General features: G+C 72.5%; 23 protein-coding genes and 1 pseudogene. 14 read left to right on the forward strand and 10 right to left on the reverse strand.

The window, feature by feature from the left end:
* The first annotated feature begins 131 nt into the window (after nucleotides 1-131).
* A complete protein-coding gene (locus ACXN5W_RS04140) occupies nucleotides 132-3,251 on the forward strand; it encodes an NACHT domain-containing protein (protein WP_473156770.1) in 3,120 nt (1,039 codons plus the stop codon).
* Between the two features lie 50 nt (nucleotides 3,252-3,301).
* A complete protein-coding gene (locus tag ACXN5W_RS04145; protein WP_473156771.1) occupies nucleotides 3,302-4,096 on the forward strand; it encodes a DUF2567 domain-containing protein in 795 nt (264 codons plus the stop codon).
* A gap of 11 nt (nucleotides 4,097-4,107) precedes the next feature.
* Here the strand turns inward: ACXN5W_RS04145 and ACXN5W_RS04150 are convergent, their stop codons facing one another.
* Nucleotides 4,108-4,902, reverse strand: a complete 795-nt coding sequence (locus tag ACXN5W_RS04150; RefSeq protein WP_473156772.1) for an LON peptidase substrate-binding domain-containing protein — start codon at nucleotides 4,900-4,902, stop codon at nucleotides 4,108-4,110.
* Between the two features lie 198 nt (nucleotides 4,903-5,100).
* On the opposite strand from ACXN5W_RS04150, the gene hisD reads away from it, so the two are divergent.
* The 9 genes from hisD to hisF all read left to right on the forward strand — a co-directional run bounded on the left by hisD (nucleotide 5,101) and on the right by hisF (nucleotide 12,085).
* On the forward strand, nucleotides 5,101-6,435 hold the full coding sequence (gene hisD / locus ACXN5W_RS04155; protein WP_473156773.1) for a histidinol dehydrogenase: 1,335 nt from the start codon (nucleotides 5,101-5,103) through the stop codon (nucleotides 6,433-6,435).
* Nucleotides 6,432-7,502 (forward strand): histidinol-phosphate transaminase, encoded by a 1,071-nt coding sequence (locus ACXN5W_RS04160; RefSeq protein WP_473156774.1) that lies wholly within the window; start codon nucleotides 6,432-6,434, stop codon nucleotides 7,500-7,502. The genes hisD and ACXN5W_RS04160 overlap by 4 nt, the downstream gene beginning before the upstream one ends.
* A gap of 55 nt (nucleotides 7,503-7,557) precedes the next feature.
* Nucleotides 7,558-8,169 carry an imidazoleglycerol-phosphate dehydratase HisB gene (hisB, locus tag ACXN5W_RS04165; protein ID WP_473156775.1) on the forward strand — a complete coding sequence of 204 codons (612 nt, stop codon included), beginning with the start codon at nucleotides 7,558-7,560 and terminating at the stop codon, nucleotides 8,167-8,169.
* A 61-nt stretch (nucleotides 8,170-8,230) separates the two neighbouring features.
* Nucleotides 8,231-8,398, forward strand: a complete 168-nt coding sequence (locus ACXN5W_RS04170; protein ID WP_473156776.1) for a hypothetical protein — start codon at nucleotides 8,231-8,233, stop codon at nucleotides 8,396-8,398.
* Nucleotides 8,398-9,018 (forward strand): imidazole glycerol phosphate synthase subunit HisH, encoded by a 621-nt coding sequence (gene hisH, locus ACXN5W_RS04175; protein ID WP_473156777.1) that lies wholly within the window; start codon nucleotides 8,398-8,400, stop codon nucleotides 9,016-9,018. The genes ACXN5W_RS04170 and hisH overlap by 1 nt, the downstream gene beginning before the upstream one ends.
* Nucleotides 9,019-9,049: 31 nt before the next feature.
* The gene (locus ACXN5W_RS04180) at nucleotides 9,050-9,373 is read left to right on the forward strand and encodes a hypothetical protein (RefSeq protein WP_473156778.1); all 324 of its coding nucleotides are present in this window, start codon (nucleotides 9,050-9,052) and stop codon (nucleotides 9,371-9,373) included.
* Between the two features lie 18 nt (nucleotides 9,374-9,391).
* Nucleotides 9,392-10,126: a bifunctional 1-(5-phosphoribosyl)-5-((5-phosphoribosylamino)methylideneamino)imidazole-4-carboxamide isomerase/phosphoribosylanthranilate isomerase PriA gene (priA, locus tag ACXN5W_RS04185; protein WP_473156779.1), complete on the forward strand. Its 735-nt coding sequence runs from the start codon at nucleotides 9,392-9,394 to the stop codon at nucleotides 10,124-10,126.
* Nucleotides 10,123-11,124, forward strand: coding sequence for an NADP-dependent oxidoreductase (locus ACXN5W_RS04190; protein ID WP_473156780.1), 1,002 nt, complete (start codon nucleotides 10,123-10,125; stop codon nucleotides 11,122-11,124). The genes priA and ACXN5W_RS04190 overlap by 4 nt, the downstream gene beginning before the upstream one ends.
* A gap of 100 nt (nucleotides 11,125-11,224) precedes the next feature.
* The gene (gene hisF, locus ACXN5W_RS04195) at nucleotides 11,225-12,085 is read left to right on the forward strand and encodes an imidazole glycerol phosphate synthase subunit HisF (RefSeq protein ID WP_473156781.1); all 861 of its coding nucleotides are present in this window, start codon (nucleotides 11,225-11,227) and stop codon (nucleotides 12,083-12,085) included.
* Nucleotides 12,086-12,145: 60 nt separating this feature from the next.
* On the opposite strand, the gene ACXN5W_RS04200 is transcribed toward hisF, so the two are convergent.
* Both ACXN5W_RS04200 and yczE read right to left on the reverse strand, forming a co-directional pair.
* Complete coding sequence (locus tag ACXN5W_RS04200; RefSeq protein ID WP_473156782.1) at nucleotides 12,146-12,607, reverse strand: hypothetical protein; 462 nt, start codon at nucleotides 12,605-12,607, stop codon at nucleotides 12,146-12,148.
* 377 nt (nucleotides 12,608-12,984) lie between these two features.
* A pseudogene (gene yczE, locus ACXN5W_RS04205) lies at nucleotides 12,985-13,635 on the reverse strand (membrane protein YczE); the annotation flags it as partial.
* Between the two features lie 58 nt (nucleotides 13,636-13,693).
* Here yczE and yczR point away from each other — a divergent pair.
* Nucleotides 13,694-15,151 carry a MocR-like transcription factor YczR gene (gene yczR, locus ACXN5W_RS04210; RefSeq protein ID WP_473156783.1) on the forward strand — a complete coding sequence of 486 codons (1,458 nt, stop codon included), beginning with the start codon at nucleotides 13,694-13,696 and terminating at the stop codon, nucleotides 15,149-15,151.
* A 36-nt stretch (nucleotides 15,152-15,187) separates the two neighbouring features.
* Here yczR and ACXN5W_RS04215 read toward each other — a convergent pair whose 3' ends face one another.
* The 4 genes from ACXN5W_RS04215 to ACXN5W_RS04230 all read right to left on the reverse strand — a co-directional run bounded on the left by ACXN5W_RS04215 (nucleotide 15,188) and on the right by ACXN5W_RS04230 (nucleotide 20,228).
* Nucleotides 15,188-16,039 carry an ATP-binding protein gene (locus ACXN5W_RS04215; RefSeq protein ID WP_473156784.1) on the reverse strand — a complete coding sequence of 284 codons (852 nt, stop codon included), beginning with the start codon at nucleotides 16,037-16,039 and terminating at the stop codon, nucleotides 15,188-15,190.
* 120 nt (nucleotides 16,040-16,159) lie between these two features.
* Entirely contained in the window at nucleotides 16,160-17,986 is a 1,827-nt protein-coding gene (locus ACXN5W_RS04220) for an AMP-dependent synthetase/ligase (RefSeq protein ID WP_473156785.1), read from the reverse strand.
* Between the two features lie 229 nt (nucleotides 17,987-18,215).
* A complete protein-coding gene (locus ACXN5W_RS04225) occupies nucleotides 18,216-19,169 on the reverse strand; it encodes a terpene synthase family protein (RefSeq protein WP_473156786.1) in 954 nt (317 codons plus the stop codon).
* A gap of 429 nt (nucleotides 19,170-19,598) precedes the next feature.
* On the reverse strand, nucleotides 19,599-20,228 hold the full coding sequence (locus ACXN5W_RS04230; protein WP_473156787.1) for a TIGR03085 family metal-binding protein: 630 nt from the start codon (nucleotides 20,226-20,228) through the stop codon (nucleotides 19,599-19,601).
* Between the two features lie 194 nt (nucleotides 20,229-20,422).
* Between ACXN5W_RS04230 and ACXN5W_RS04235 the strand changes: the two genes are divergently transcribed.
* Together ACXN5W_RS04235 and ACXN5W_RS04240 are read left to right on the forward strand one after the other, a co-directional pair.
* The gene (locus ACXN5W_RS04235) at nucleotides 20,423-22,285 is read left to right on the forward strand and encodes an ABC transporter ATP-binding protein (RefSeq protein WP_473156824.1); all 1,863 of its coding nucleotides are present in this window, start codon (nucleotides 20,423-20,425) and stop codon (nucleotides 22,283-22,285) included.
* Between the two features lie 68 nt (nucleotides 22,286-22,353).
* Complete coding sequence (locus ACXN5W_RS04240) at nucleotides 22,354-24,135, forward strand: ABC transporter ATP-binding protein (protein ID WP_473156825.1); 1,782 nt, start codon at nucleotides 22,354-22,356, stop codon at nucleotides 24,133-24,135.
* Here the strand turns inward: ACXN5W_RS04240 and ACXN5W_RS04245 are convergent.
* From ACXN5W_RS04245 to ACXN5W_RS04255, 3 genes are read right to left on the reverse strand one after another with little or no spacing between them, the layout of a single operon-like run.
* Entirely contained in the window at nucleotides 24,105-24,737 is a 633-nt protein-coding gene (locus tag ACXN5W_RS04245) for a TetR/AcrR family transcriptional regulator (protein WP_473156788.1), read from the reverse strand. The genes ACXN5W_RS04240 and ACXN5W_RS04245 overlap by 31 nt on opposite strands.
* Before the next feature lie 53 nt (nucleotides 24,738-24,790).
* Nucleotides 24,791-25,546, reverse strand: coding sequence for an ABC transporter permease (locus ACXN5W_RS04250; protein ID WP_473156789.1), 756 nt, complete (start codon nucleotides 25,544-25,546; stop codon nucleotides 24,791-24,793).
* Nucleotides 25,543-26,343, reverse strand: coding sequence for an ABC transporter ATP-binding protein (locus ACXN5W_RS04255; RefSeq protein WP_473156790.1), 801 nt, complete (start codon nucleotides 26,341-26,343; stop codon nucleotides 25,543-25,545). The genes ACXN5W_RS04250 and ACXN5W_RS04255 overlap by 4 nt, the downstream gene beginning before the upstream one ends.
* Between the last annotated feature and the right edge of the window lie 81 nt (nucleotides 26,344-26,424).

Consider the following 26,424-nt stretch of genomic DNA (forward strand, 5'->3'; position numbering starts at 1 on the left):
TCTCGGACGGCGAGTGTCGCGAACCCGTCATTGCCCACTGCGGACGTGATGCACAAAAGTGGTGCGGCGGCCCGCCTTCGTAACCGGAGCCGCGTCGCCACCCCAGCGCCGAGCATCGAGGAAGCGTCACAGTGACAACTCTGCCGCAACTGCCGTTCGGACTGACGTACACCGCGGTCTGGGTGTTCCTCGCCGCGCTGATGACGGCTGTGGTGCAGCAGGTCTTTGCCGACCGGTTGCAGGCGTTTGTCAGGTTGGCCTGGCGACGCGCGACCCGTCGACGGCTGAAGGTGCGCCGGAACGAGTGGACGCGGTACGCCGGTTGGGTCGCTCGGGCCTACAACACCACCAAACTCGGCTTCATCGAGAACCTGCCGATCGAGCTCGACGCCGTGTACGTGCCCCTCCAGTACGAGCAGGACGGCGTGCGCGTCGACATCTACCGCGACATCCAGGCACACCTTCGAACCGTGATGGTCGGCGGAGCGGGCGCGGGTAAGTCAACGGTGCTCCGCCACTCGATGTTGCAGTGGGCGGCGGCGCCGCATCGCTTCGAACGGGTGCCCGTGCTGATCGAACTCGGCCGCTACAACCTCGGTGGTCGGACGATCAAGCAGTTCCTGGTGGAGACGTTCGACCTCGTCGACGAGGCGGACGCGGTACGGCACCGGCACGCTGGCCGGCGCCCACTGGTCGAGAACGCGGAGCAGGTCGTGTCGGCGGCGTTGTCGACCGGCCGACTCTGCGTGTTCCTGGACGGGCTGGACGAAGTGGTGACCGACCGGCGCGGCGACGTGGCCCTGGAGATCAAGGAGTTCGCCGAGCGGTATCCGTCCTGCCAGATCGTCGTGACCTGCCGCGACTCGATCTACGACAACGACCTGCGGCCGGTCTTCGAGCGCACGATCGCCGTTTCCGGCTTCGACGACGCGGGCATCCGGCACTTCCTCCGACTCTGGTTCGGCCGGTCCAAAGCGGCCAGCGGCGAGGCGACCGGCGGGCCGGAGCTTGACCCGCGGCAACAGGTCGAGCAGTTGATGGCCGCGTTGCGCGTCAATCCCACCCTCATGAGGCTGGCCCGTAGCCCGCTGATGCTCACGATGATCGCGCTCCTGCACGACGTCGACCCGGGTGAGGGTCCGATGCTGACCAGCTCGCGTGCGGAGTTCTACGAACAGGCGGTCACGCATCTGCTGCGGCGTGATCCCGACCTGGGTCGGTATCGGCAGCTCACGCGGTACCGCTTCGGCCACAAACTGATGGCACTGCGCGCCATCGCCCTGGCGGCACAGGGTGACCTGCGGCCGGGCAGCGATCACCGGATCATCACGCAGGATGAGATCAACGCGGTGATGAACCGTCTCCGGCCGCGCTTCCAACTGCCGGAATCGGACCTCCCCAAGATGGTCAACGAGATCGTCGAGCGCAGCGGTCTGCTGATCCGGATCGACGACACCAACCTGCTGTACGAATTCGCCCATCTCACTCTCCAGGAGTATCTGGCCGCTGTGGAGCTGGCCGACCAGCCCGACCGGCTGCTTGGGCTCTACCGGGAACACCCCGGCAGGTGGCGCGAGACAGTCAAACTGTGGTGCGCGGGCGCCAACCGGGACGCGACCGAGCTTGTCGGGCAGATCTTCAACGGCGGCCCGCAGGATCGTGTCCTGGCGCTCGAGTGCATCGCCGAGGCGTGGCAGATGGATGCCGCGCTCGGCACGCGGATCGTGAACGAGTTCGCGGACCGACTGGGCACCGACGTGCCGGACAAGCGTCTCGTGCTCGCCGCGCTCGGCTCGGTGGCGGGCAACCCCGGCCCGATCGGTCAGGAGCTGTTCGACCGCCTCCGGGAGCTCGCCAGGAGCCCGGAATCGGTCGGGGTGGACGCGGTGGTGGCCCTGGCGGAGTCGCGGCGACGGGAGGCGATCGAGATCCTCAGCGAACTCGCCCCGCAGCGTCCGGCCGCGCGAAGGGCCCTGCGCTCGACCGGGGAACTCGCGATTCCCGTGCTCGCCGCCAGGGCTCAGGCCGGGTCGATCGTGGCCGTCGACGATCTCGCCGTCATCGGCACCTCGGCCGCCGCCGCCGCCATCGCCGAGCAGCTGTGGGTCGACGGGCCCGTGGCCACGCAGGCCGCCTGGCACCTCGGCACCATGGTCACCGCGCCGGACGTCGAAGCCGAACTGGCCCGGTTCGACCCGGGGCCGTTCCAGCACACGTCGGTGGAGTACCACGAGTGGCTCTGGATGCCATTCCTGACCGACACCCCCGCGAAGGACGGCGCCATGGCCCGGACGATGGGCCGGGTGGGCTGGCTGATCGAGGAGTCGCCCCCGGCGACGGCGGCGGTCGACCGGGCCGCCCTCGATCCACGGCTGGCGCTCGGCCTGGGCTTCGACGGCGTTGCGTTCACCCTCACGCGTCTGCCCAAGGAACTTGTGCGGCGGCTCGTCGAGGCCGGCGACCGGGTGGGTTACCGGCGTACCCGGATCGGCGGCCAGCACGACCAGGAGCCGTCCCAAAAGGAACTGGGCGAGATTCTCGATCAGGTGTGGGCGGAGAACCCGGACGAGGCCCGCGCGCTCGCCGAGGACGTGATCAAGGTCCGGGCGCCGGCCCGTAACGAGTCGGCCGGAGGTCTGCTCTCCCGGTTGCCGACACCGTTCGTGCTGGAGCTGGTGAAACGACTGCCCGTCCAAGCCACGAGGCGGGACTGGCTGACCCTGAATGAACAGCCCGAACCGCCGAAGGTGTTGTCGGGCGTGCGGAACGCGATGATCGGGGTCGCGGTCGTCCTCGGGCTGGCCGCGGTCGGAATCGCGCTGACCCGATCCGTCGGCACCGTGATCGGCTGGTGGTCATGGGGGCCGATCTGGCTCGCGCTGCTGATTCTCGCCGGCGCCATCTTCATCGTCGTCGCCATCGCGTTCTCCGACAATGACAACGTACTGGCGCTCGGGGTCATCTCGTCGATTGTCACGGCGTCGGCGATGCTGTGCGTGGCCACTCGTACGACGGCAGGATGGCTGGGTTGGCCCGCGACGGTGATGCTGGTGGTGACCGTCAGCGCGCTGACGGCGGTCTTCACCCTCTGGACGGCCCGGCGGGAACGTGCGGTGCGCAACCCGTACCGCGCGATCTTCCGGGCCGCCGGCCTGGTCATCCAGCCAACCGCGACGGTCATCGCCCGCGCTGTCCCCCGCCAGGTCGAGGTGGGTTCCGCTGACTCGCGCGGCCAGACGGTCCGCAAGTGATGCGCCGATCCGGCGCGCACACGGGTCCCCGAGCCTGAGAGGATCACCGGGTGACCACCGCCGATTACCCGAACCGTGAAGAGAGCGGGCCCATCCTGCCCATGGCGGCGCCGCCCGCGACGGGTGCGGACCGCCAGCGGCCGCGCGCGGTCCTCTCCGCGGGGCTGGGGGTGCTGGTCGTGATGACCGCGCTCGGAGCGCCGCTCGGGCTGCTGTGGCGAGTCCTCGCCCCTGGGGTTGAGGTGCTCAAGACGGCGGACGGCGCCGTGGCAGCCAAACCGGAACCCGAGGAGTTCGTCGCGGCGGACGGTTGGTTCAGCCTGCTCGGCCTCGGGTTCGGCATCATCGTCGCGGTGCTGGTCTGGTCACTGCTACGCCGGCTGCGCGGGCCGGTCGCGCTGCTGGCGCTGGCGCTCGGCGGCGTCGGCGCGGCCACCGTGGCCTGGCGGCTGGGCCGCTGGATCGGGCTGGCCGAGTTCCACCGGCTGGTGCGGTCGGCGCCGACCGGCCAGACCTTCAGCAAACCCCCGGATCTGCGGGCCGGGGGTTTCAACTGGCACTACCACGTCCTGCCGGTGCCGCACGGCGACATCCTGCTGCCCGCCCTCGGGGCGGTGGTCGCCTACACCCTGCTGGCCGGGTGGAGCCGCTGGCCGTCGCTGCGGCCCGAGCCCGAGCCCCTGACCGAGTCACAGCTCCAGCCCGGGCCCGAGTCCCTGACCGAGTCACAGCTCCAGCCCGGGCCCGCGGCCCAGGCCGAGTCGCCGGCGCAGCCTGGAGCCGAAGTCCGGCCTGAGCCACCGGCGCCGCCCGCTCCCCGGTCAGGGCCCGGGTTCGAGTCCTGATCCGGGACGCCTCAGTTCGGTCCGCCCGGCGGGGTCAGCTCGGACAGCGGCACCGGTACGGCCCGGACCGAGCGCAGGAGTGTCGACTCGCGGTTCAGCAGCCGCAGTTCGGCGCGGAGCCGTTCGGCCGTGTCGGGGACGGCGAGCAGGCGTTGACGATCCGCGAGGGTGAGGGCGGCGGTGGCCGCGACGAGGTGGGACAGCACGGTGGGATCCTCCGGCAACTGCTCGGTCACCTCCCCGGCGTCCTGCCGGATCAGCGCGAGGTACTGCCGGAACACCGCGAGCACCCGGGGCGCCAGCTGCTCGGCGGCCTCCGTCGGACCCGCGGCCTCGGGCAGCCATTCCACCCGTGCGGTCAGGTACGGCTCGGCGTCGGCATCGGTGTCCAGCAGCCGGAACCGGCGTCGGCCGACGGTGACCAGGTCGTACCGGCCGTCGGGCAGTTCGGTGACCTGGCGCAGTTCGGCGGTGCAGCCGATGTCGTAGAGGCTGATCGCCCCGCCCGCGTCGGGTTCGAGGGCCGACCCCGGCGATCCGGTGGGTTCGCCGGCATCGGTATCGTCGCCCGCCGGTGTGGCGCCGGCGGCGGATCGGGTCGGGTCGCCGGGCCCGGCCGGGCCGGTGCGGTTCACCTCCCAGCCGCTGCGGATGGCCACCACGCCGAACTCCCGGGGCGAGTCGGCGGGCAGTTCGAGCAGGTGCCGGACGAGCGTGCGGTAGCGCTGCTCGAAGATGTGCAGTGGCAGGACCAGACCGGGGAAGAGCACGGTCCCGAGCGGAAACAGCGGCAACCGGGTACTCACCGGTCGAGCCTAGCCCGTGCGGGGCGCCACCCAGTGAGATGATCTTTCCCGGGCTGAAAAGTGCGACCGGCCGCAGTGGCCCGTCGAGCCCGGCACGGCGACCAGCGGGCGGTTCGGCCTGACAGGGTGGGCGGCGTCACCGTGGGACGACGCGGCCGGCGCGGATATGCCGTCGACCGGGCGCCTAGACTCGCAGGGGTGTTGACTCGGATCGACCTACGTGGCGGTTCTCGGGACCCCCGCGCGCTGCTTCCTCGGGCCCAGCTTGACGTCTCCGTGGCGGTGGAACGGATTCGCCCCCTCGTGGAGGCGGTCCGGGAGCATGGATTCACGGCGATCCGGGAGGCCACCGAACGGTTCGACGGGATGCGGCCGGAGCGGCTGCGGGTGCCCGCCGAGGCCATCGCCGCCGCGGAGCGTGAGCTCGACCCGGGGGTACGCGCGGCGTTGACCGAGTCGATCGACCGGGCTCGCCGGGTGCACGCCGACCAGCGACGGACCGACCACACCACCCGGGTGGTGCCGGGTGGCACCGTCACCGAGCGCTGGGTGCCGGTCGGCCGGGTCGGCCTGTACGTCCCGGGTGGCCTCGCGATGTACCCGTCGACGGTGGTGATGAACGTCGTACCGGCCCAGGCCGCCGGGGTGCGGTCGCTGGTGGTGGCCAGCCCGCCGCAGCGGGACAACGGCGGGTTGCCCGACGCCCGGGTGCTGGCCGCCTGTGCCCTGCTCGGCGTGGACGAGGTCTACTCGGTGGGTGGCGCGCAGGCTGTGGCGATGCTCGGTTACGGTTCCGCCACCGACGAGGCGGGCGTCGAGCCCCGGTGCGCGCCGGTCGACATGATCACCGGTCCCGGCAACATCTGGGTGACCGCCGCCAAGCGGCTGCTGCGCGGCGCGGTGGGGATCGACGCCGAGGCCGGCCCGACCGAGATCGCGGTGCTGGCCGACGACACGGCCGATCCGGTACACGTCGCCGCCGACCTGATCAGCCAGGCCGAGCACGACCCGCTCGCCGCGAGTGTCCTGGTGACACCGTCGGAGGAACTGGTCGAGGCGGTCGAGGCCGAGTTGGTACGCCAGGTGGCGGCCACCAAGCACACCGAACGGATCACGGCGGCCCTCACCGGTGAGCAGAGCGGGGCGGTGCTGGTGGACGATCTCGAGGCTGGGCTGCGGGTGGTCGACGACTACGCCGCGGAGCACCTGGAGATCCAGACCCGGGACGCCCGCGAGTGGGCGCTGCGGGTCCGTAACGCGGGCGCGATCTTCGTCGGCCCGTACGCGCCGGTCTCGCTGGGCGACTACTGCGCCGGGTCGAACCACGTGCTGCCCACCGGCGGCTGCGCCCGGCACTCGTCGGGGCTGTCGGTCCAGTCGTTCCTGCGTGGCATCCACCTCATCGAGTACGACGAGGCGGCGCTGCGTGAGGTGGCGCCGCACGTGGAGACGCTGGCCACCGTCGAGGACCTGCCGGCGCACGGCCAGGCGGTCCGGGCGAGGTTCGCGGACCGGGCCGGGGGTCCGGCGTGACGACCATCGACGACCTGCCGATCCGGGACGACCTGCGCGGCCGGCACCCGTACGGTGCGCCGCAGCTCGACGTGTCGGTACGGCTGAACACCAACGAGAACTCGTACCCGGTGCCGGAGCCGGTGGTCGAGGCGATCGCCAAGGCGGTCACCGCCGAACTGCGGGACCTCAACCGCTATCCGGACCGGGACGCGCTGGCGTTGCGCGCCGACCTGGCCGACTACCTGGGACACGGGCTCGGCACCGCCAACGTGTGGGCGGCCAACGGCTCCAACGAGGTCCAGCAGCAGCTGTTGCAGGCCTTCGGCGGCCCCGGTCGCACCGCGCTCGGCTTCACCCCGGCGTACTCGATGCACCCCCTGCTGGCGCTGGGCACCGGCACCGCCTGGCAGGACGGCCGGCGCGGGGAGGCGTTCGACCTGTCCCCGGCCGACGCGGCGGCCCAGGTCCGGCAGCACCGGCCCGACGTGGTCATCCTGTGCTCACCGAACAACCCCACCGGGACCGCGCTGGATCCGGCGGTGGTCACCGCCGTGCTGGCGGAGGCACCGGGCATGGTGCTGGTGGACGAGGCGTACACGGAATTCGCCCGGCCCGGCACCCCGAGTGCCCTGTCGGTGCTGCCCGGTCACCCCCGGCTGGTCGTCACCCGCACGATGAGCAAGGCGTTCGGCTTCGCCGGTGGCCGGCTCGGCTACCTGGCCGCCGACCCGGCCGTGGTGGACGCGGTCCAGCTCGTCCGGCTGCCGTACCACCTCTCGTCGCTCACCCAGGCCGCCGCCCGGGCCGTGCTGGCACACCGGGAGACCCTGCTGGCCACCGTCGAGGTGATCAAGGCCCAGCGCGACCGGATCGTGGCCGAGTTGCGGGCCCTGGGTCGGACGGTGGCGGACAGCGACGCGAACTTCGTGCTGTTCTCCGTCGACGGCGACCAGCGGGTCGCCTGGCGGGCCCTGCTCGACCGGGGTGTGCTGGTACGCGACGTCGGGCTGCCGGGTTGGCTGCGGGTCACCGCCGGAACTCCCGCCGAGACCGACGCTTTCCTTCGAGCCATCGAGAAGCTGTGAGCGGGAGGAGCTGGCCGGGTCTGCCAGCCCCGCACTCGCGAACGAAAGGTTTGGTATGAGTAGAACCGCCCGGATCGAACGGGTCACCACCGAGACCAAGGTGCTGGTCGAGCTGGACCTGGACGGCACCGGCCAGGCCGAGATCTCGACCGGTGTCGGGTTCTACGATCACATGCTGCACCAGATCGCCCGGCACGGCGGCTTCGACCTCACCGTGCGCACCGTGGGTGACCTGGAGATCGACGCGCACCACACGATCGAGGACACCTCCATCGCGCTGGGCGCCGCGCTGGCCGAGGCGCTCGGCGACAAGGCCGGGATCCGGCGGTACGGTTCGGCCACCATCCCGATGGACGAGGTGTTGACCCGGGCCTCGGTCGACCTGTCCGGCCGGGCGTACGTGATCCACGACGAGCCACCGCTGGCCCCGTACATCGGGCCGGTGTATCCGACCAGCATGACCCGGCACATCTGGGAGTCGTTCGGCCAGGCGGCGCGGATCACCCTGCACGTCGAGGTGCTGCGGGCCGCCCGGCCCGGGGGTAACCCGGACGCCCACCACGTGGTGGAGGCCCAGTTCAAGGCGGTCTCCCGGGCGCTGCGGGAGGCGGTTTCGATCGACCCGCGGTCGGCTGGTGCGATCCCCAGCACCAAGGGTGCCCTGTGAGCGCGAGGAGTGAACGAGCGCAGCGAGTGAGCCCCGCAGTCGTGAACGGAAGGCAACTCTGATGGGTACGGTGCTGACGGTCGCGCTGTTCGCGCTGGCCGGCACGCTGGTCGGCGGTGCCCTGTCGATGCACCGGCAGGGCGCGGGCAAGGGGGCGGTGGCCCTGGTGTCGTTTCTGGCCCTGCTCGCCACGGCGGGCGGCCTGGCCTGGCTGCTCGGGGAGAACTGATGACCCGGGTGGTGGTGCTCGACTACGGTTCGGGCAACCTGCGCTCGGCGGAGCGCGCGGTGGAGCGCGCCGGTGCCGAGGTCACGGTCACCGCCGATCTGGCCGCGGCTGCCGCGGCGGACGGTCTGGTGGTGCCCGGTGTCGGGGCGTACGCCGCCTGCATGGCGGGCATCGACGGGATCGGCGCCGGGCCGGTGATCGCCGAACGGATCGCCGCGGGCCGGCCGGTGCTGGGCATCTGCGTGGGCATGCAGGTCCTCTTCGAGTACGGCGAGGAGCATGGCGTGGTCACCAAGGGGCTGGGCCTGCTACCCGGTGGGGTCACCCGGCTCGCGGCTCGACGCCTGCCCCACATGGGTTGGAACACGGTCCGGACCCCGCCCGGGTCGCGGCTGTTCGCCGGGCTCCAGCCGGAGGGCCGTTTCTACTTCGTCCACTCGTACGGCGTGGCCGACACCGATGCGTTGGCGGCGGCCGGTGCCCGGGTCACCACCACCGTCCACGAGGCGCCGTTCGTGGCCGCGGTGGAGCGGGGCGTGTTGTCCGCCGCCCAGTTCCATCCGGAAAAGTCCGGGGACAACGGCGCGTTGCTGCTGCGCAACTGGCTCGGCACGCTGTGATGGACCGGGCCGGCGCCTCGGGGCGTACCCGGTGAGCAAGGAACGCGCCCGGCGGCGGGCGGCGCGGCAGGCGGAGCTGGACCGGCAGCGGACGGCGCGGGCCCGCCGGGTGGCGCGGCGGCAGCGGGTACGCGCGGTGCTGCGTCGGTTCACCCCCCGACTGCCGGACCGGCGGACCGGTAGGTTGGGCCGGCGCAGCCGGGCCGAGCGAGCCGCGATCGCGGGCGCGGTACTGTTCGCCCTCGCGCTGATCTGGCTGCTCGTCGATGACCTGGCCCTGCGGCTGGCACTGATTCTGGTGCTACTGCTCGGACTGCCGGCCCTCGTCGTGCTGACCCTCGACCGACGTACCTGATTCCGACAGGAGTTCCACGTGAGTCTCACCCTCCTTCCCGCCGTCGACGTGGCCGACGGCCGGGCCGTCCGCCTGGTGCAGGGCGCGGCCGGCAGCGAGACCAGCTACGGCGACCCGCTTGAGGCCGCGCTGGCCTGGCAGCGGGACGGGGCCGCATGGATCCACCTGGTCGACCTCGACGCGGCCTTCGGTCGTGGTTCCAACGCCGACCTGCTGGCCGAGCTGGTGCGCCGGATCGACGTGTCCGTCGAGTTGTCCGGCGGCATCCGCGACGACGAGTCGTTGGCGGCGGCGCTGGGCACCGGCGCGGCGCGGGTCAACATCGGCACGGCGGCGCTGGAGAACCCGGAGTGGTGTGACCGGGTCGTCGGTGAGTACGGCGACCGGGTGGCCATCGGGCTGGACGTGCGGGGCCGGACCCTCTCGGCGCGGGGCTGGACCCGGGACGGCGGCGACCTGTACGAGGTGCTGGAGCGGCTCGACAAGGCCGGCGCCGCCCGGTACGTCGTGACGGACATCACCAAGGACGGCACGATGCGCGGGCCGAACCTCGACCTGTTGCGCGATGTCTGTTCCCGCACCGACGCCCCGGTGGTGGCCTCGGGGGGCGTCTCGGCCCTCGACGACCTGCGCGCGTTGGCCGCGCTGGAGCCGCTGGGCGTGGAGGGTGTGATCGCCGGCAAGGCCCTGTACGCGGGCGCGTTCACGGTCCGCGAGGCGCTGTCGGTCCTCGCCGCGGAGGGAGCCCGATGACCGCCACCGGACGTGAGATCCACCTGGCCAGCCGCCCGGAGGGCTGGCCCGGCGCCGCCAACTTCCGGCTGGTCGAGGTGCCGGTCCCGACGGCGGGGCCGGGGCAGATCCTGGTCCGGAACCTGGTCATGTCCGTCGACCCGTACATGCGGGGCCGGATGAACGACGTGAAGTCGTACGCGCCGCCGTTCCAACTCGACCGGCCGCTCGACGGCGGCGCCGTCGGCGAGGTGGTGGCCAGCGAGGCCGAGGGCTTCAAACCCGGGGACGTGGTGCTGCACGGGCTCGGCTGGCGCGAGTACGCGGTGCTGGACGCCGGCTTCGCCCGCCGGGTCGATCCGACGCTCGCACCGGTCAGCACATACCTGAGCGTGCTCGGCATGCCCGGGTTGACCGCGTACGCCGGGCTGGTGGAGGTGGCCGCGATGCGGCCCGGCGACACCGTCTTCGTCTCCGCGGCGGCCGGTGCGGTGGGCAGCCTCGTCGGTCAGCTCGCCAAGCTCAAGGGTGCGGCCCGGGTGATCGGCAGCGCCGGCTCGGCGGCCAAGGTGGCCCGGCTCCGGGAACTCGGCTTCGACGCGGCCTTCGACTACCACGACGGTCCGGTCGCCGCCTCGCTGAAGGCCGCCGCGCCCGACGGCATCGACGTCTACTTCGACAACGTCGGCGGCGACCACCTGGAGGCCGCGATCTCCGCGCTGAAGCTGCACGGTCGTGCCGCGATCTGCGGGATGATCGCGCAGTACAACTCGACCGAGCCACCGCCCGCGCCCCGCAACCTCGCGCAGCTGATCGGCAAGCGGCTGACCCTGCGCGGCTTCCTGGTCAGTGACCACGAGCACCTCCGGGACCGGTTCGTGGCCGAGGTGTCCGGCTGGTTGCGTGACGGCTCGCTGAGCTACGACGAGACCGTGGTCGACGGCATCGAGAACGCCCCGCAGGCGTTCCTCGGCCTGCTCAAGGGAGAGAACCTCGGCAAGATGCTCGTCCGGCTGTAACGAAGGGCGGTAAGGAAGGGCACCTTCTTATCGCTTTTTGTATAGGAAGGGCCCCTTCCTGACGTCGGTGGGCCGAGGCCGGCCAGATAGGCTCAAGCGCATGACGGTGGCGGTGCGGGTGATCCCCTGTCTCGACGTGAACGCGGGCCGGGTGGTCAAGGGGGTCAACTTCCAGAACCTGCGCGACGCCGGTGACCCGGTGGAGCTGGCCGCCGCGTACGACGCAGCGGGGGCCGACGAGTTGACCTTCCTGGACGTCACGGCGTCCGTCGACGAGCGTCGGACCACCCTGGAGGTGGTACGACGTACCGCCGAATCGGTCTTCATCCCGCTCACGGTGGGCGGCGGGGTCCGTTCGGTGGCCGATGTCGACACGCTGCTGCGGGCCGGTGCCGACAAGGTCGGGGTGAACACCGCCGCGATCGCCCGGCCGGAGTTGATCGCCGAGATCGCCGACCGGTTCGGCCGGCAGGTGCTGGTGCTCTCCCTCGACGTACGCCGGACCACGACCGGCGCCGCAACGACCAGTGCCGGATCGGCGAGTGCCGGGCCGGCGAGTGCCGGGCCGACCAGCGCCGGGACGACCGGTTTCGGTACGGCCAGCGCCGGGCCGGCCAGCGGCTTCGAGGTGACGACCCACGGCGGACGTCGGGGGACCGGCATCGACGCGGTTGAGTGGGCGCGGCGCGCTGCCGAACTGGGTGCCGGGGAGATCCTGCTCAACTCGATGGACGCCGACGGCACCAAGGCCGGCTTCGACATCGAACTGATCCGGGCCGTCCGGGCGGCCGTGGACGTGCCCGTGGTGGCCAGCGGTGGCGCGGGAGCGGCGGCCCACTTCCCACCCGCGGTGGCGGCGGGGGCCGACGCCGTGCTGGCGGCCAGCATCTTCCACTTCGGCGAGGTCGGCCTCGGCGAGGTCAAGGACGCGCTGCGGGCGGCCGGCCAGCCGGTCCGCTGAGCCGTCGGCCGGGACCGGAGCCGGCCAGGACCGGAGCCGGTCAGCTCCAGCCCCGGCCGGTCAGGTGCGGGCGTCGTCCTCGGTGGGGCGGCGGGGAGCCGGGATCATGAGCCGGGCGGCGTACTCCTGGACGGCCGTCGCGTGCTCCTCCTCGCCGAGCGCCCAGTCGGCCGCACCGGGGGCGTGCCGCTTGGTGAGTACGCCGTGGACCGTCTCCACGGCCGTGCCGAAGCCGGTCCGCGGACGGGTACGCCAGAGATGCTCACCGGCGGGCGTCACCCGGAACCAACCGTCCGCCACGGAAATGAGTCCGGCCCCGGCGAGCCGGCGGACGGCCGCCTCGACCTCGGCTCGACCGGGTATCGCGTTGTTGAGGTGGTCCGCTGTGTACAGAACGTCGGCCAGGCGTACTCCCTCCGGACGCCGACTTGTCGCGGCCCGACGGTGCCGTCCGGCCCCGCCAGCGATAACCAAGGCAACGAAGATCCATGCATCCGCCCAGCGCCACTGCGCTTCCACCATATTCAGATGATGCCGTGCCGGCCCGGCGTAGGGAACGGCGACCATCCCCAACTTTCACCCGTTGCGATGCCGGGCTGCCGACCTGCGGCGATGTCCGGCGCCGTCGTATCGGAGCCGTCACCCTGCGCATCCTCGTCGCCGCCTCGTCGCGCTGGGTGTCCGGCTCGACCGCCGGGTCCGGCTCGACCGCCGTGTTCAGCTCGACCATGGTGTTCGGCTCGACCGCCGTGTTCAGCTCACGGACAACCCAGCGCCTCCGTCGTGGTCGACGCCGACCGCTCGGGTGACGCCGGCTGCCCGGTCGACGCCAACCGCTCGGCCTCTGCCAGCTGCCCGGTCGACGCCAACCGCTCGGGTGACGCCGGCTGCTCGGTTGACGCCGGCGGAGTGGCCGGCGTCGGCGGGGTGGTCGGCGCTGGCGGGGTGGGCACGGTGAACAGCGGGAGGAACAGGTGGACGAGGGGACCGATGGACACGGCGTACAGCACGGTGCCCAGCCCGACCGTGCCGCCGAGTACCCAGCCGATGGCCAACACGGTCACCTCGATGGCCGTACGCACCAACCGGAGGGACCACCGCGGCCGCCGGGCGACGAAGCCGGTCATCAGGCCGTCCCGTGGTCCGGGACCGAACCGGGCCCCGATGTAGAGCCCGGTGGCCACCCCGTTCAGCAGGATGCCGCCGACCAGGAAACCGATCCGGGCGGCCAGCGGGCCCACGGTGGGCAGCAGGGCCAGCGCGGCGTCCATGGCCAGCCCGATCACCACGACGTTGCTGATCGTTCCGAGCCCGGGACGCTGCCGTAGCGGGATCCAGAGCAGCAGTACGACGGCACCTGTGACGATGGTCACCATGCCGATCGACAGGCCGGTACGGCGGGACACGCCCTGGTGGAACACGTCCCAGGGGTCCAGCCCCAGTCTGCTCTCGACCATCAACGCCATGCTGACGCCGTAGAGCACCAGCCCGACATAGAGCTGGGTCAGTCGCCGGGGGAGCCGGACACCACGATTGCCAATTCGCATCACGCATGCCAGTCTGAAGGCCATTTTGGGTGCTCGAAAGGTCCAATATCCGGAGGATGGCATGGCTGGACTGGTCCGCGGGTCGCAATTGGCCCGCCTGTTGGGTCAGTGGCATGCCCTTCCGGGCCCCCAGCGCCGGCCCGACTACCTCGCGCTGGCGGGCGCGGTGCGGGGCCTGCTCGCCGATGGCCGGCTCCCGCTGGGGGTCCGGGCGCCGGCCGAACGGGAGTTGGCGGAGGCGCTGGGCATCAGCCGGACCACCGTGACGGCGGCGTACCGGGAACTGCGGGAGAGCGGTCACCTGGCCAGCCGGCGCGGTGCGGGGAGTTGGACCCGGCTCCCGGACGGGCACCGGGTGGCCAGTTCCGGCCTGTGGACGCCGCGGGACGACGTCGACATGATCGATCTGGGCTGTGCCGCGCTGTCGGCCCCGGCCGAGTTGCTGGCGGCGGCCCGCGCGGCGACCGAGGACCTGCCGCGCTATCTGGGCGGGGCCGGCTACCACCCGACCGGCGTGATGGCCCTGCGCGCGGCGGTCGCCCAGGCGTACGAGGACCGCGGCCTGCCCACCTGCCCGGAGCAGATCATGATCACCGGTGGTACGCAGCAGGCGCTCGACCTGGTGATCCGGCTCGGTCTGCCGGTCGGCGGCGGGGTGCTGGTCGAGTCGCCGACCTATCCAAACGCGCTCGCCGCGCTCACCGCCCGGCGGGCCCGGATCACCACCCACGGCCTCGACGCCGCGACGGGTGGGTGGGACGCCGAGTTGCTGCTGGACAGCCTCCGCCAGACCCGGCCCCGGCTGGCGTACCTGATCCCGGAGTTCCAGAACCCGACCGGGCACCTGATGCCGGTCGAGCTGCGCGAGCGGCTGGTGGGTACGGCGCACTCCACCGGCACCGACCTGGTGATCGACGAGTCCTTTGTGGACCTTCCACTGGACGGGGTGGCCGTACCGCCTCCGGTGGCCGTGTTCGACCGGCACTCCCGGGTGGTGTCGATCGGTGGCATGAGCAAGCCGTACTGGGGCGGCCTGCGGATCGGGTGGGTTCGTACGTCCGCGCCGCAGGTGCAACGGCTGGCCGCCGTCCGGGTGGGCGTGGACATGGCCAGCCCGGTGCTCGACCAGCTCGTCGCCGTGCATCTGCTGGCCGACCGGGACCGCATCGTGGCCACCCGCCGGAGGGAGCTGACCGCGCAGCGGGACGTCCTGCTCGCCGCGCTGGCAACGGAGCTGCCCGACTGGCGGGTCACCGTACCCCGGGGTGGGGTGACGCTCTGGGCGGAGCTGGACGGGCCGATCTCCAGTGCGCTGGCCCGGGCCGCCGAAGAGGTGGGGGTCCGGTTGGCTCCGGGCCCGCGGTTCGGCCTGGACGGGACCCTGGAACGCTTCCTGCGGCTGCCGTTCACGCTGCCCCCGGCGGAACTGCGCGAGGCCGTCAGCCGGATCGCCGCGGTCCGGTACGGCCTGGATCAGGCACCTCGCACCGCATGGCGGGAACCCGCCATGATCGCCTGAGCCGAGCGCCCGAGGTCAGGCCGGCGGCCCGTCGGGTCAGGCGGGCCGGAGCCGGCCCCGGATCACCGGCCGGGGCCGAGGCAGCCAGGCCACCGAGCGCCACCGGCGGATCGCGCGCAGTCGGGGCATGGAGATGCGCCGCCCTCGGAGCACCGGCACGTTGGCCCAGACCACCTTGCCGTCGGAGGCGGTCAGCACACCGAACCCGGTGGTCGACCGGGCCACCAGCCCGAGGCCGCGCCCACGCTCGGCCAGTGCGGGGCCGCCGGCTTCCTCCCGCCGCAGCACCGGCAGTTCGGGGCTCCGGTCGCCCACGGCGATACGCAACTGACCCCGGTGCTGCGACACCGACAGGTCGATGTCGGTGCCGGCGTGCTCCGCGGCGTTCGCCACCAGTTCGGAGGCCACGAGCTGGCCGTTGTCGATGCCGTCGGGGACCCCCCACCGGCGGCAGCAGTCACGGACCAGCCGGCGCGCGGTGGCGGCGGCGTCCGGGGTCGCGGGCAGCCGCAGGTGGGCCCGGCGTACCCCCGGGGGGCAGGGGTACTCCGGCAGCCTGGCCAGCGCCTGGTCGAGGGTGGGGTAGGCGCGCATCCGGCGAGCCGGGAACCGGCGCAGCAGGTGGCGCAGCATCGGAACCGAACCGCAGATCACCATGGCCATCCCCCGTCGACGCGCGTAGGTGTTGATCACGAGGACCGGCAGCAGTGCGGGCAGCACCGCCTGTGCCAGTGGGGGGCCGACGTCGATCACCACGTACGGCGGGTGGTGTACCAGACACCGGGCCAGGGCGCGCCGGAGCAGGTGCGCCTGGGTCACGGTCCACCCGTCGGTCAACGCGATCACCAGGGCGCCGCTCCGGACGTGCGCTGACACCCTGGCCGCCATCACCGTTCCCCCTCACCTCGCGGCGCCGGTTCGAGGTTCCGTGCGCCGCTGCACGGGGGCTTACCCAACCAGCGGGAGATTGATGCGCGGTCCCGTTGATCGGACTGCACCGGAACGGCCTCAGAGTTCGGCCAGGGTCCCCTGGTACATCCGCTCGATCTCGGTGGCGAAGTTGGTCTCCACGCCGCGTCGTTTGATCTTGAGAGACGGGGTCATCTCGCCGTCCTCGATCGTCAGGTCGCGGGGCAGGATCGCCACCTTCTTGATCGTCTCCCACCGGTTGAGTTGGGTGTTGAGCTGCGCGACGTACTCCTCGACCATGGCCCGGGTCTCGGGCGCGGTGACCACCTCCGCGTACGGCCGGCCGGCCAGTGGGCCGCCGGCGGTCCAGTCGGTGATCGCGTCCGGATCCAGCGTGACCAGCATCGTGCAGTAGTTGCGGGACTGGCCGATCACGACCGCCTGCGAGGTGTACGGGCAGAGCGCCTTGAACATTCCCTCGATGTGGCTCGGCGCGATGAACTTGCCGCCCGAGGTCTTGACCAGGTCCTTCTTCCGGTCGGTGATCCTCAGGTAGCCGTTGTCGTCGAGCTCACCGATGTCGCCGGTCCGGAAGAAGCCGTCCTCGGTGAACGCCGCGGCCGTCTCGGCCGGCAGGTTGTGGTAGCCGCGCATCACCGGCGTACCGCGCAGCAGGATCTCCCCGTCCGCGTCGATCCGGCACTCGATGTCGCCGAGGCGCTGCCCGACGGTGCCGATCCGCAGCGCACCCGGCCGGTTCACGAAGTTGCCGGCGCTGGTCTCGGTGAGGCCGTACCCCTCGGAGATCGGCAGGTTGGCCGCGGCGAAGAACGCGGCGATCTCCTGGCTCAGCGGGGCGGCGCCGGAGACCATCACCCGCATCCGGCCGCCGAGCCGGGCCTGGAGCTTGCTGAACACCAGCTTCTCGGCCAGCGCGTACCGCAGCCGCAGGGTGGTCGGGACCCGCCGGCCGGCCTGCTCGTACGCGACCCGTTGCCGACCGGTGTGCACCGCCCAGCCGAAGATCTTCGCCTTCGCGCCGCCGTCGGCGCGGGCCGTGGTCACCACCCGGTTGTAGACCTTCTCGAAGATCCGCGGCGCTCCGCACATCAGCGTCGGGCGGACGATGCCCAGCATCTCGATCAGCTTGTCCACCCGGCCGTCGACGTAGGTGGGCAGACCCACGTGGATCACGCCGCAGATCAGCGTCTTGCCGAACGAGTGGGACAGCGGCAGCCAGAGGTACTGGAGATCGTCGGCGCGCAGCAGGTCGAAGCCCGACTGCGCGACACCCTCCCAGCACCAGCCCGCGTGCAGCAGTTCGACGCCCTTCGGTCGGCCCGTGGTGCCCGAGGTGTAGATCAGCGTCGCGAGGTGGTCGGGTTCGATCTCGCCGACCACCCGGTCGACCAGGGCGGGATCGGCGGCCAGCGCCACGTCGCCCCGCTCCGCCAACTCGGCGAAGGTGAGCTGGGCCGGCTGGGCCGCCGGGTCGGCCGGACCGTCGATCAGCACGACGTGGGTGAGCGACGGCAGGTCCGCTCCGGCCACCTTGGCGGCCTGGGTCGCGTTCTCGGCGATCAACACCCGCGAGCCGGAGTCGGCGACGATGAACCGGGTGTCCTCCGGTTCGGTGGTGGGATACACCGTCGTGGTCGCGGCGCCGGCGCACATCACCCCCAGGTCCGCGATGATCCACTCCAGTCGGGTGTTGGCCAGGATCGCCACCCGGTCCTCGTGGTCCACCCCGAGGGAGCGCAGGCCGGCCGCGACGGCGCTGGCCCGCCGGCTCATCTCGGCCCAGGTCAGCCACACCGGCCCGGAGTCGTCCGGGGCCGGACCCGCGAACGCGCGATCGTCGGGGGTGGCGGCCACCCGGCGGCGGAACATGTCGGGGATGGAGCGGTAGGGAACGTCAAGAGCCATCGATGCTGCCGCCTTCGGGGTTCGCACAGTGACGGGGGTCACGCTCGGTCGCGGTTACCGAAGAGTATTGCCTGCCCCTCGCGATCGCCAGTGGGCTGGTCGGTCCGTCGATCCCCAGGTCCACCGGTCGACCCGGTCCGCTGGGTGCCGCCGCCGGGGTCGCGGGGCCGGCCCGACCCGGCCCGGTCGCCGCCGGGTCCACCGGACCGGGAGCCGTGGCGGTACGGGGTCAGGCGTAGCGGTCGGCGCGCAGCGACCAGTCGTAGGCGCCGCGGATCCAGCACCGCCGGGTCGTCATGAACCGCCCCACCTGCCGGTCGCCGGAGGTCAGCACCTCCTGCTCCAGCCGGAGATACGTCTCGAGCGCGTCGTTGAACCGGTTCGCCGCGGCGAGCAGGGCGGCGGTCTCGTCGAGACCGGTCTCGGCGGCGACGGCGGCGGCCAGGTTGTGCCCGTCGGATCCGGCCCGGCGTTCCTTGTCGTACGAGAAGATGTCGTTGCACCAGCAGACGAGGTCGACCGCGAGCTGATCAAGCTTGGACAGCCGCGAGTCGGCGAGCCAGCAGGGCCCGGGATCGGCGTGGTTCGCCGCGTCGGTGAGCGTGAAACTGGGATAGACCGCCCCGGTGTGCCGGCGCAGCTGCACGTACTCGGAGACCACCGGGATCCGGTGCTGCGCCCGGTTGGCCGCCTCCCACAACAGGGCGAGCAGGTAGTCGCGCAGCTCGGTGATGAACCGCAGGAGCAGCCGGGGCGGGATCTGCCCGCGTGCCCGGCGGCCCAGGTCGTACAGGCCCAGCCCCACCGGGCCGACCGAGTCGAGCAGCTGGGTGGGCGCCTTGTCGCCGATGAGGTCGACGATGTCCAGCAGTCGTGCCACCACCGGGGAGAGCCGGCCGGGGTCGGCGCCCAGACCGTCGTCGTCACACCGGTCGTCGAAGGCGAACAGCCAGGTGATCAGGTCGGCGAGCAGTTCGATGTCTTCCCGGTCGGCGTCCGGGCAGGCCCGCCCGGCCAGTTCGGCGGCGTTCGCCCGAGCGAGTCGGTCGGCCACGTCGGCCGTCGGGACCAGGCCGAGGTCCACTGCCCACCGGGCCGACCGCGCGGCGACGGCCGGTACGTGTGCGCTGAGACGGACCGGAAACGGCGGTTCGACGAGGGCTGCTGCGGCGAAGGTTCGCATGCTGCCTCCTGTCGCGCGGATGTCCGGCCGGTCGAGCGGCCACCGACGGAGCCGTTCCGGCCGATCAGGTCGCCGCCGAGTCCGCCGACCGGCGACATCCTCACCCGCCGCGCGAACGCGCGGGCGATCCCGAGCGTACGACTATTCACCCGCGCGAAGTTGCGCCGAGAGCTGATTGACCGGTCAGTGACCTGTCGCGTATGCGTGACGGCGCGGTGACCGGTCCGGTCCGTGCGGGGTTGGGCCCCGAGCCGCGGTACGGCTCCCGCCCGGCCGCCGGCGTGACGGGGCGCCGCCGGTTCCGTGGCCGGGCAACGACTCACAGCCGGAGGTCGCCCGCCCGGCTCACGGGCTCAGCGGGAGGTCGCGGGCGCGACGGCGCTGTGGCGCGTCCGGCGGGTGGGCGACGATGCGGCGTCGGGCGGGCGGTCAGAAGCCCAACCGGGCGGTGCGGATCCGCTCGACGAGTGGTTCCGGTCCGTCGAGCTGGATCCGGGCGGCCCGTTGCCGGCCGAACAGGAACAGGGCCAGTTCACCGGGCGGCCCGACCAGACGTACCGACTCGCCGGCCCGACCGGCCGCGGTCTCGCCGTGGCCGGGGGCCTGCACCAGCACCGAGGCGGGGAAGCGGCGCAGGGCCAGCCGGGCCACCGGCGGCACCCGCCGCCACAGCGCGGCCTGCAGGTCGGTGGCCAGCGCCCGGGGATGCCAGTCGGGACTGGCCCGGCGCACGTCCTCGTGGTGGATGAAGAACTCCAGCAGGTTGGCCGGCTCGTGGACCAGCGGGTTGCTCACCGGGCTCCACCAGGGCGGCCGGCGGACCAGTTCCACCAGCCGCTCGTACGGGTGGGCGGCCAGCCCGGTCCGGACCCGCTCGCCGTGCCCGCGCAGCGGCGGCAGCAGGATGCCGGCGGCGGCGTCCGGCCGCCGCTCCCGGACCACCAGGTGCGCCGCGAGGTCCCGGGTCGTCCAGCCCTCGTCGAGGGTTGGCGCGTCGGGCCCGACGGCCAGTAGGAGATCGGCGAGTTCCTGGCGCTCCGAACGAGCAAACCGCGACATGCCGCAGATGGTAGGCGCGTCGGCGCGGTTTCGCCGGGTCGCCCGGGGTCGGTCCCCCGAACGACACGGTGCGTTGTGATGGTGGACACAACGGTTAACGGGTCGTAACGGGGCCCCCGGACCGGTAAGGATAACGGTGACTCTTGTGACTTACGGCGGGGGAGAGCGTGGGGACGACCAAGACGAGTCGGGACGTGCTGTGGCGCGGGCTGTGGGTGTTGGGCCGGGCCATCCGGGAACAGCCCCGGATCTTCGCCGCGGCGGTGGCGGGCAGCATCCTGTTCGGCCTGCTGGTGATCGGCAACGCCTACCTGGTGGGCGCGATCATCGGCCGGGTGGCCGTACCGGCGATCCGGACCGGGCACGCGGACACCGGTGTGGTGGCGCTCAGCGCCGCGGCCCTGCTCGGGATCAGCGCGCTGCGGGTGGTGGGCATCTTCGGGCGGCGGCTGGGGGCCGGCTTCATGCAGTACCGGCTCCAGGCCGCGTACCGGCGCCGGGTCACCCGGCGGTACCTGGAGCTGCCGCTGTCCTGGCACCACCGGCACGCCACCGGGACGCTGCTGTCCAACGCCAACTCCGACGTCGAGGCGGCCTGGTTCCCGATCGCCCCACTGCCGTTCGCGGTGGGCACGCTGGTGATGCTCGTCGCGGCCGTCGGCTCGCTGTTCGCCACGGACTGGGTGCTGGCCATGGTCGGCGTCGCGGTCTTCCCCGCACTGTTCGCGCTGAACGTCGTCTACTCCCGGCGGATGGCTCCCCGGCAGACCCGCGCGCAGCGGATGCGGGCCGAGGTGAGCGCCATGGCGCACGAGAGCTTCGACGGCGCGCTGGTGGTCAAGACCATGGGTCGGGAGGCCGCCGAGACCGCCCGGTTCGCGGCCCAGGCCGCCGAGCTGCGCAACTCGCTCATCGCGGTCGGCCGGCTGCGCGGTTTCTTCGACCCGATGCTGGAGACGCTGCCCAGCGTCGGCACCCTCGGCGTGCTGGTGGTCGGGACGATCCGGCTCAGCCAGGGCGCCATCACCGTCACCGAACTGGTGAGCGTGGCGTTCCTGTTCACCGTGCTGGCGTTCCCGGTCCGGGCGATCGGTTGGGTGCTGGCCGAACTGCCGCGCAGCGTCGCCGGCTGGGACCGGGTGTCCAGCGTGCTGTCGGCGGCCGGGCAGATGCCGTACGGCGCCGACGAGTTGGACCCGCGCGGCGGTGCGCCGGCCACCCTCGACTTCACCGACGTGAGCTTCGGATACGAGCCGACCGATCCGGCCGCGGCGCCGACCCCGGTGCTGCGGGAGGTCACCTTCACCGTCCCGGCCGGCCGCACGGTCGCCCTGGTCGGCCCCACCGGATCGGGCAAGTCGACGATCGCGTCCCTGGCGGCCCGGCTGGTCGATCCGACCGCCGGGGCCGTCCGGCTGGACGGCGTGGACGCCCGTTCGCTCACGGTCGGATCGCTGACCGCCACCACCGCGCTGGTCGCCCAGGTCCCGTTCGTGTTCGACGACACCGTACGGGCCAACGTCACCCTGGACCGGCCCGGCATCACCGACGAGGACGTCTGGGCCGCCCTGCGGCTGGCCGAGGCCGCCGGCTTCGTCGCCACGCTGCCCGACGGCCTGGACACCATGGTGGGCGAGCGCGGCACGTCACTGTCCGGCGGGCAACGGCAACGGCTCACCCTGGCCCGCGCGCTGGCCGGGCGACCCCGGCTGCTGGTCCTGGACGACGCCACCAGCGCGGTCGACCCCCGGGTGGAGGCGGCCATCCTGGCCGCCCTGCGCGGTGACCGGGCCGGCCCGGAGCCGAGCGGACCGGGTGACCCGGCCGCCCCGGGGCCGGGCGCCTCGATCCTGGTGGTCGCGTACCGGCGGGCCACGATCGCCCTCGCCGACGAGGTCGTCTATCTGGAGCGCGGCCGGGTGGTCGCCCGGGGCGACCACGCCGAACTGCTGGCGACGGTGCCCGGGTACGCCGACCTGGTGACCGCGTACGAGAAGGCGGAGGCGGAGCGCGAACGGGAAGCCGGTCGCGCCGACGAGGAGGTGCCGGTCCCGTGACCGCCCCGGTTACCGAGGAACGACGTACGGACGGACGGAAGACGGACCGGGCGACCGCGCCGGATCCGGTGGAGAGCACCTGGACCACCCTGCGGCGCGGGCTGGCGCTCTCCCCCGAACTGCGCACCGGGCTGGCCGGCACGGTGGCGCTGGCTCTGGTCTCGATGGTGGGCCGGGCCGCCATCCCGGTGGCGGTGCAGCAGGGCATCGACCGCGGGCTGAACGTGCCCGGCGGGCCCGACCTGCGGGTGGTCGCCACGGTCGTGGTGATCACCGCCGCGGTGCTGGTGATCACCACCGCCTGCGGCTACCTGATGATGCGCCGGCTGTTCACGGTGAGCGAGACCGCGCTGGCCAACGTCCGGGTCCGGGCGTTCCGCCACATCCACGACCTGTCCATGCTGCACCAGCAGTCCGAGCGGCGGGGCTCGCTGGTGTCCCGGGTGACCAGCGACGTGGACCAGATCACCCAGTTCCTCCAGTGGGGCGGGGTGATCCTCCTGATCAACGTGGGTCAGCTGGTGGTCACCACGTTCGTGATGGTGGTCTACTCCTGGCAGCTCACCCTCGTGGTCTACCTCGCCTTCCTGCCGGCCGTCCTGATCATCCGGGTGTTGCAGAAGCGCCTGGCCGGGGCGTACGCGGAGGTCCGGCGCCGGACCGGCGTGCTGCTGGCGGCGATCGCGGAGAGCGTCGTGGGCGCGCCGGTGATCCGGGCGTACGGCGTGGCCGGGCGCACCGCGGCCCGGCTGGACGAGGCCATCGACGGGCAGCGGCAGGCGCAGCAGCGGGCCATCCGGACCAGCATCTACGGTTCGTCGGTCGGTGAGCTGGCCGCCGGGCTGGCGCTGGCCGCCGTGGTGGTGTTGGGCGTGTGGCTGGGTGTCGGTGACCACCTCAGCATCGGGCAGCTGACCGCGTTCCTGTTCCTGGTGACCCTGTTCATCCAGCCGGTGCAGATCGCCACCGAGGTGCTCAACGAGGCGCAGAACGCGGTGGCCGGCTGGCGTCGGGTGCTCGACGTGCTCGACCTCACACCCGACGTGGCGGACCCGGGTGAGGACGGCGCGGACCTGCCGGCCGGCCCCCTGGACGTCCGGTTCGCCGACGTCGGGTTCGCGTACCCGGCGGCGGACGTGGACGGGGAGCCCGGCCTCGGTCCACGGGTGCTCTCGGACGTCGACGTGCACATCCCGGCCCGGACCCGGGTGGCCGTGGTCGGCGAGACCGGCAGCGGCAAGACGACGTTCGCGAAGCTGCTGACCCGGTTGATGGACCCCACCTCGGGCGAGGTGCTGCTGAGCGGCGTGCCGCTGTCCAGGGTGCGGTTCACCGCGCTGCGTTCCCGGGTGGTGATGGTGCCGCAGGACGGTTTCCTGTTCGACGACACCGTGGCGGGCAACGTCCGGTTCGCCCGCCCGTCCATGGACGACGAGGAGTTGGCGGCGGCCTTCACCGAACTGGGCCTGGCGGACTGGGTGGCCGGACTGCCGGCCGGACTGGACACCCCGGTCGGGGAGCGCGGTGAGGCGCTGAGCGTGGGGGAGCGGCAACTGGTGGCGCTGGCCCGGGCGTACGTCGCGGATCCGGATCTGCTGGTGCTGGACGAGGCCACCAGCGCGGTCGACCCGGCGACCGAGGTGCGGTTGCAGCGCACGCTGGACGCCGTGACCCGGGGCCGGACCACGGTGGCCATCGCGCACCGGCTGTCCACCGCGCAGGCCGCCGACGAGGTGATCGTGGTGGACCGGGGCCGGATCGTGCAGCGGGGCCCGCACCACGAACTGGTCCAGGACCGGTCCTCGGTGTACGGCCTGCTCTACGCCTCCTGGCTGGAGCAGACCCGCTGATCCCACACCTGCGCCAGATCCCCGGTGACGTACCGCTGGATGGTCGGGCCCACGGCCGCCACGACAGTCTCCGGGGCGGCCGTGGCCAGCGGTTCCAGCCGGAGGATGTAACGGACCATGGCCAGGCCGGCCAGCTGGGAGGCTACCAGGCTGGCCCGCAGCGGAGCCTGCTCCGGGGCGAGGTCGAGTTGGGCCATCGCCCGGCGCAGTACCTGGGTGACGATGAACTCCCGCAGCAGCCGGGCGCCCCACTCGCTGGTCACCGCCGAGCGCAGCAGGGCCACCCCGGCCGCGCCGGCCGGGGAGTCCCAGACGCCGAGGAACAGCCGCACCACCCGGGCGCCGAACTCGTCCCGCCCGCCGGCGAGGGCCTGCGGCAGCATCTCGCGGGGATCGAGCGGGAAGTCCATGGCCGCCACGAAGAGCTGGTCCTTGGTGCCGAAGTAGTGGTGGACCAGCGCCGGGTCGACCCCGGCGGCGCTGGCGATCCCCCGGATGGAGGCGCCGTCGAAGCCCTTCTCCGCGAACGCCTCCCGGGCGGCGGCCAGGATCACCTCCCGGGTGTCCGGGTTGCCAGGCCGCCGTCCGGTCCGTCGTGCCATCACTCGCCTTCCTCCCGGTCCGTCCGTCGCGGACGACCGCGTACCCGTGGGTGTCAGTTGGTGCGCCGCCGCAGCGTGGCCGCGGCCAGCACCAGCGCCACCACCACCGCGCCGGCCACGATGCCCAGGTCCCGCCACATGGTGGCGGTCGGGTCGGCGTGCGCGCCGACCTCCTGCAGGGCCTCGACCGCGTACGTCAGGGGCAGCGCGTCGCTGACCCCGCGCAGCCAGTCGGCCATCTGGTCGCGGCTGACGAACAGCCCGCAGAGCAGGATCTGCGGGATCGCCACGACCGGCATGAACTGTACGGCCTGGAACTCGGTACGGGCGAAGGCGCTGCACAACAGCCCGAGCGCCACCCCGAGCACCGCGTTGACCACCGCGATCAGGATCACCAGTGCGGCCGGTCCGGCGGTGTCCAGCCCGAACGCCCAGTAGGCGATCGCCGACGCGACGCCGGCCTGCACCGCGGCGGCCAGCCCGAACGCGATGCCGTAGCCGAACAGCAGGTCGAGCTTGCCCAGCGGGGTGGTGAGCAACCGTTCCAGGGTCCCGGTGGTGCGCTCCCGCAGCATCGCGATGCTGGTCACCAGGAACATGATGATGAACGGGAAGATGCCCAGCATGATCAGCGCCACCCGGTCGAACATGCTCGGCTGGCCGGGCGGGACGGGCTGGTTGTCGTACATGTAGTACACCAGGGTGAGCAGCACGGCCGGGATGACCAGCAGCAGCGCGATGGTCCGGCGGTCGTGGCGCAACTGGCGCAGGATGCGGCCGATGGTGGCGGCCAGGATGCGTGGGCTCATGACAGGCTCCGCTGTGCGTCGTTCCGGTCGGTGTCGTGGGGCGCGGGGCCCGGAGCCGCCTCCCGCGCCGGTTCCCCGCCCAGGTCCCGTTCCTGGTCGCGGATTAGCCGCAGGAACGCCTCGTCCAGGTCGTCGGTGCCGGCGCGCCGGCGTACCGCGTCGGGGGTCTCGTCGGCGATCAGCCGGCCGTCGCGGATCAGCAGGAGCTGGTCACACCGGGCGGCCTCGTCCATGACGTGGCTGGAGACCAGCAGCGTCACCCCGTCCCGGGCCAGCGCGTGGAACCGCCGCCACAGCTCGTCGCGCAGCACGGGGTCCTGCCCGACGGTCGGCTCGTCGAGGATGATCAGTTCCGGCCGCCCGACCAGCGCGCAGGCCAGGGACGCGCGGCTGCGCTGGCCGCCGGAGAGCGTGCCGACCAGCTGTTTCGCCGCGTCGGCCAGGCCCACGGCGGCGATCACCTCGTCGGCCTCGGCGACCGGCACGCCGTGCAGGGTGCCGAAGTAGCGGGCGTTCTCCCGGACCGTCAGGTCCGCGTACACGCTGGGCGCCTGGGTGAGGTAGCCGATCCGGCGGCGCAGCGCCGGGGAGCCGGCCGGGGCGTCGAACACGGTCACCGAACCGCCGGACACCTTCTGCACCCCGACGATCGCCCGCATCAGCGTGGTCTTGCCGCTGCCGCTCGGGCCGAGCAGCCCGGTCACCCGGCCGCGGGGCACCCGGCAGCTCAGCCGGTGCAGCACCTCGCGGCCGCCACGCCGGACGACGAGGTCACGGACCTCGATGGCGGTGGTCATCCTGCCTCCAATGAATTCATCATCTGTTGAACTCAACGGTAGATGAAATAATCCGGCCGGGCAATGGGGTTGACTTCGAGT

It is taken from the genome of Plantactinospora sp. A48, from assembly GCF_055793945.1.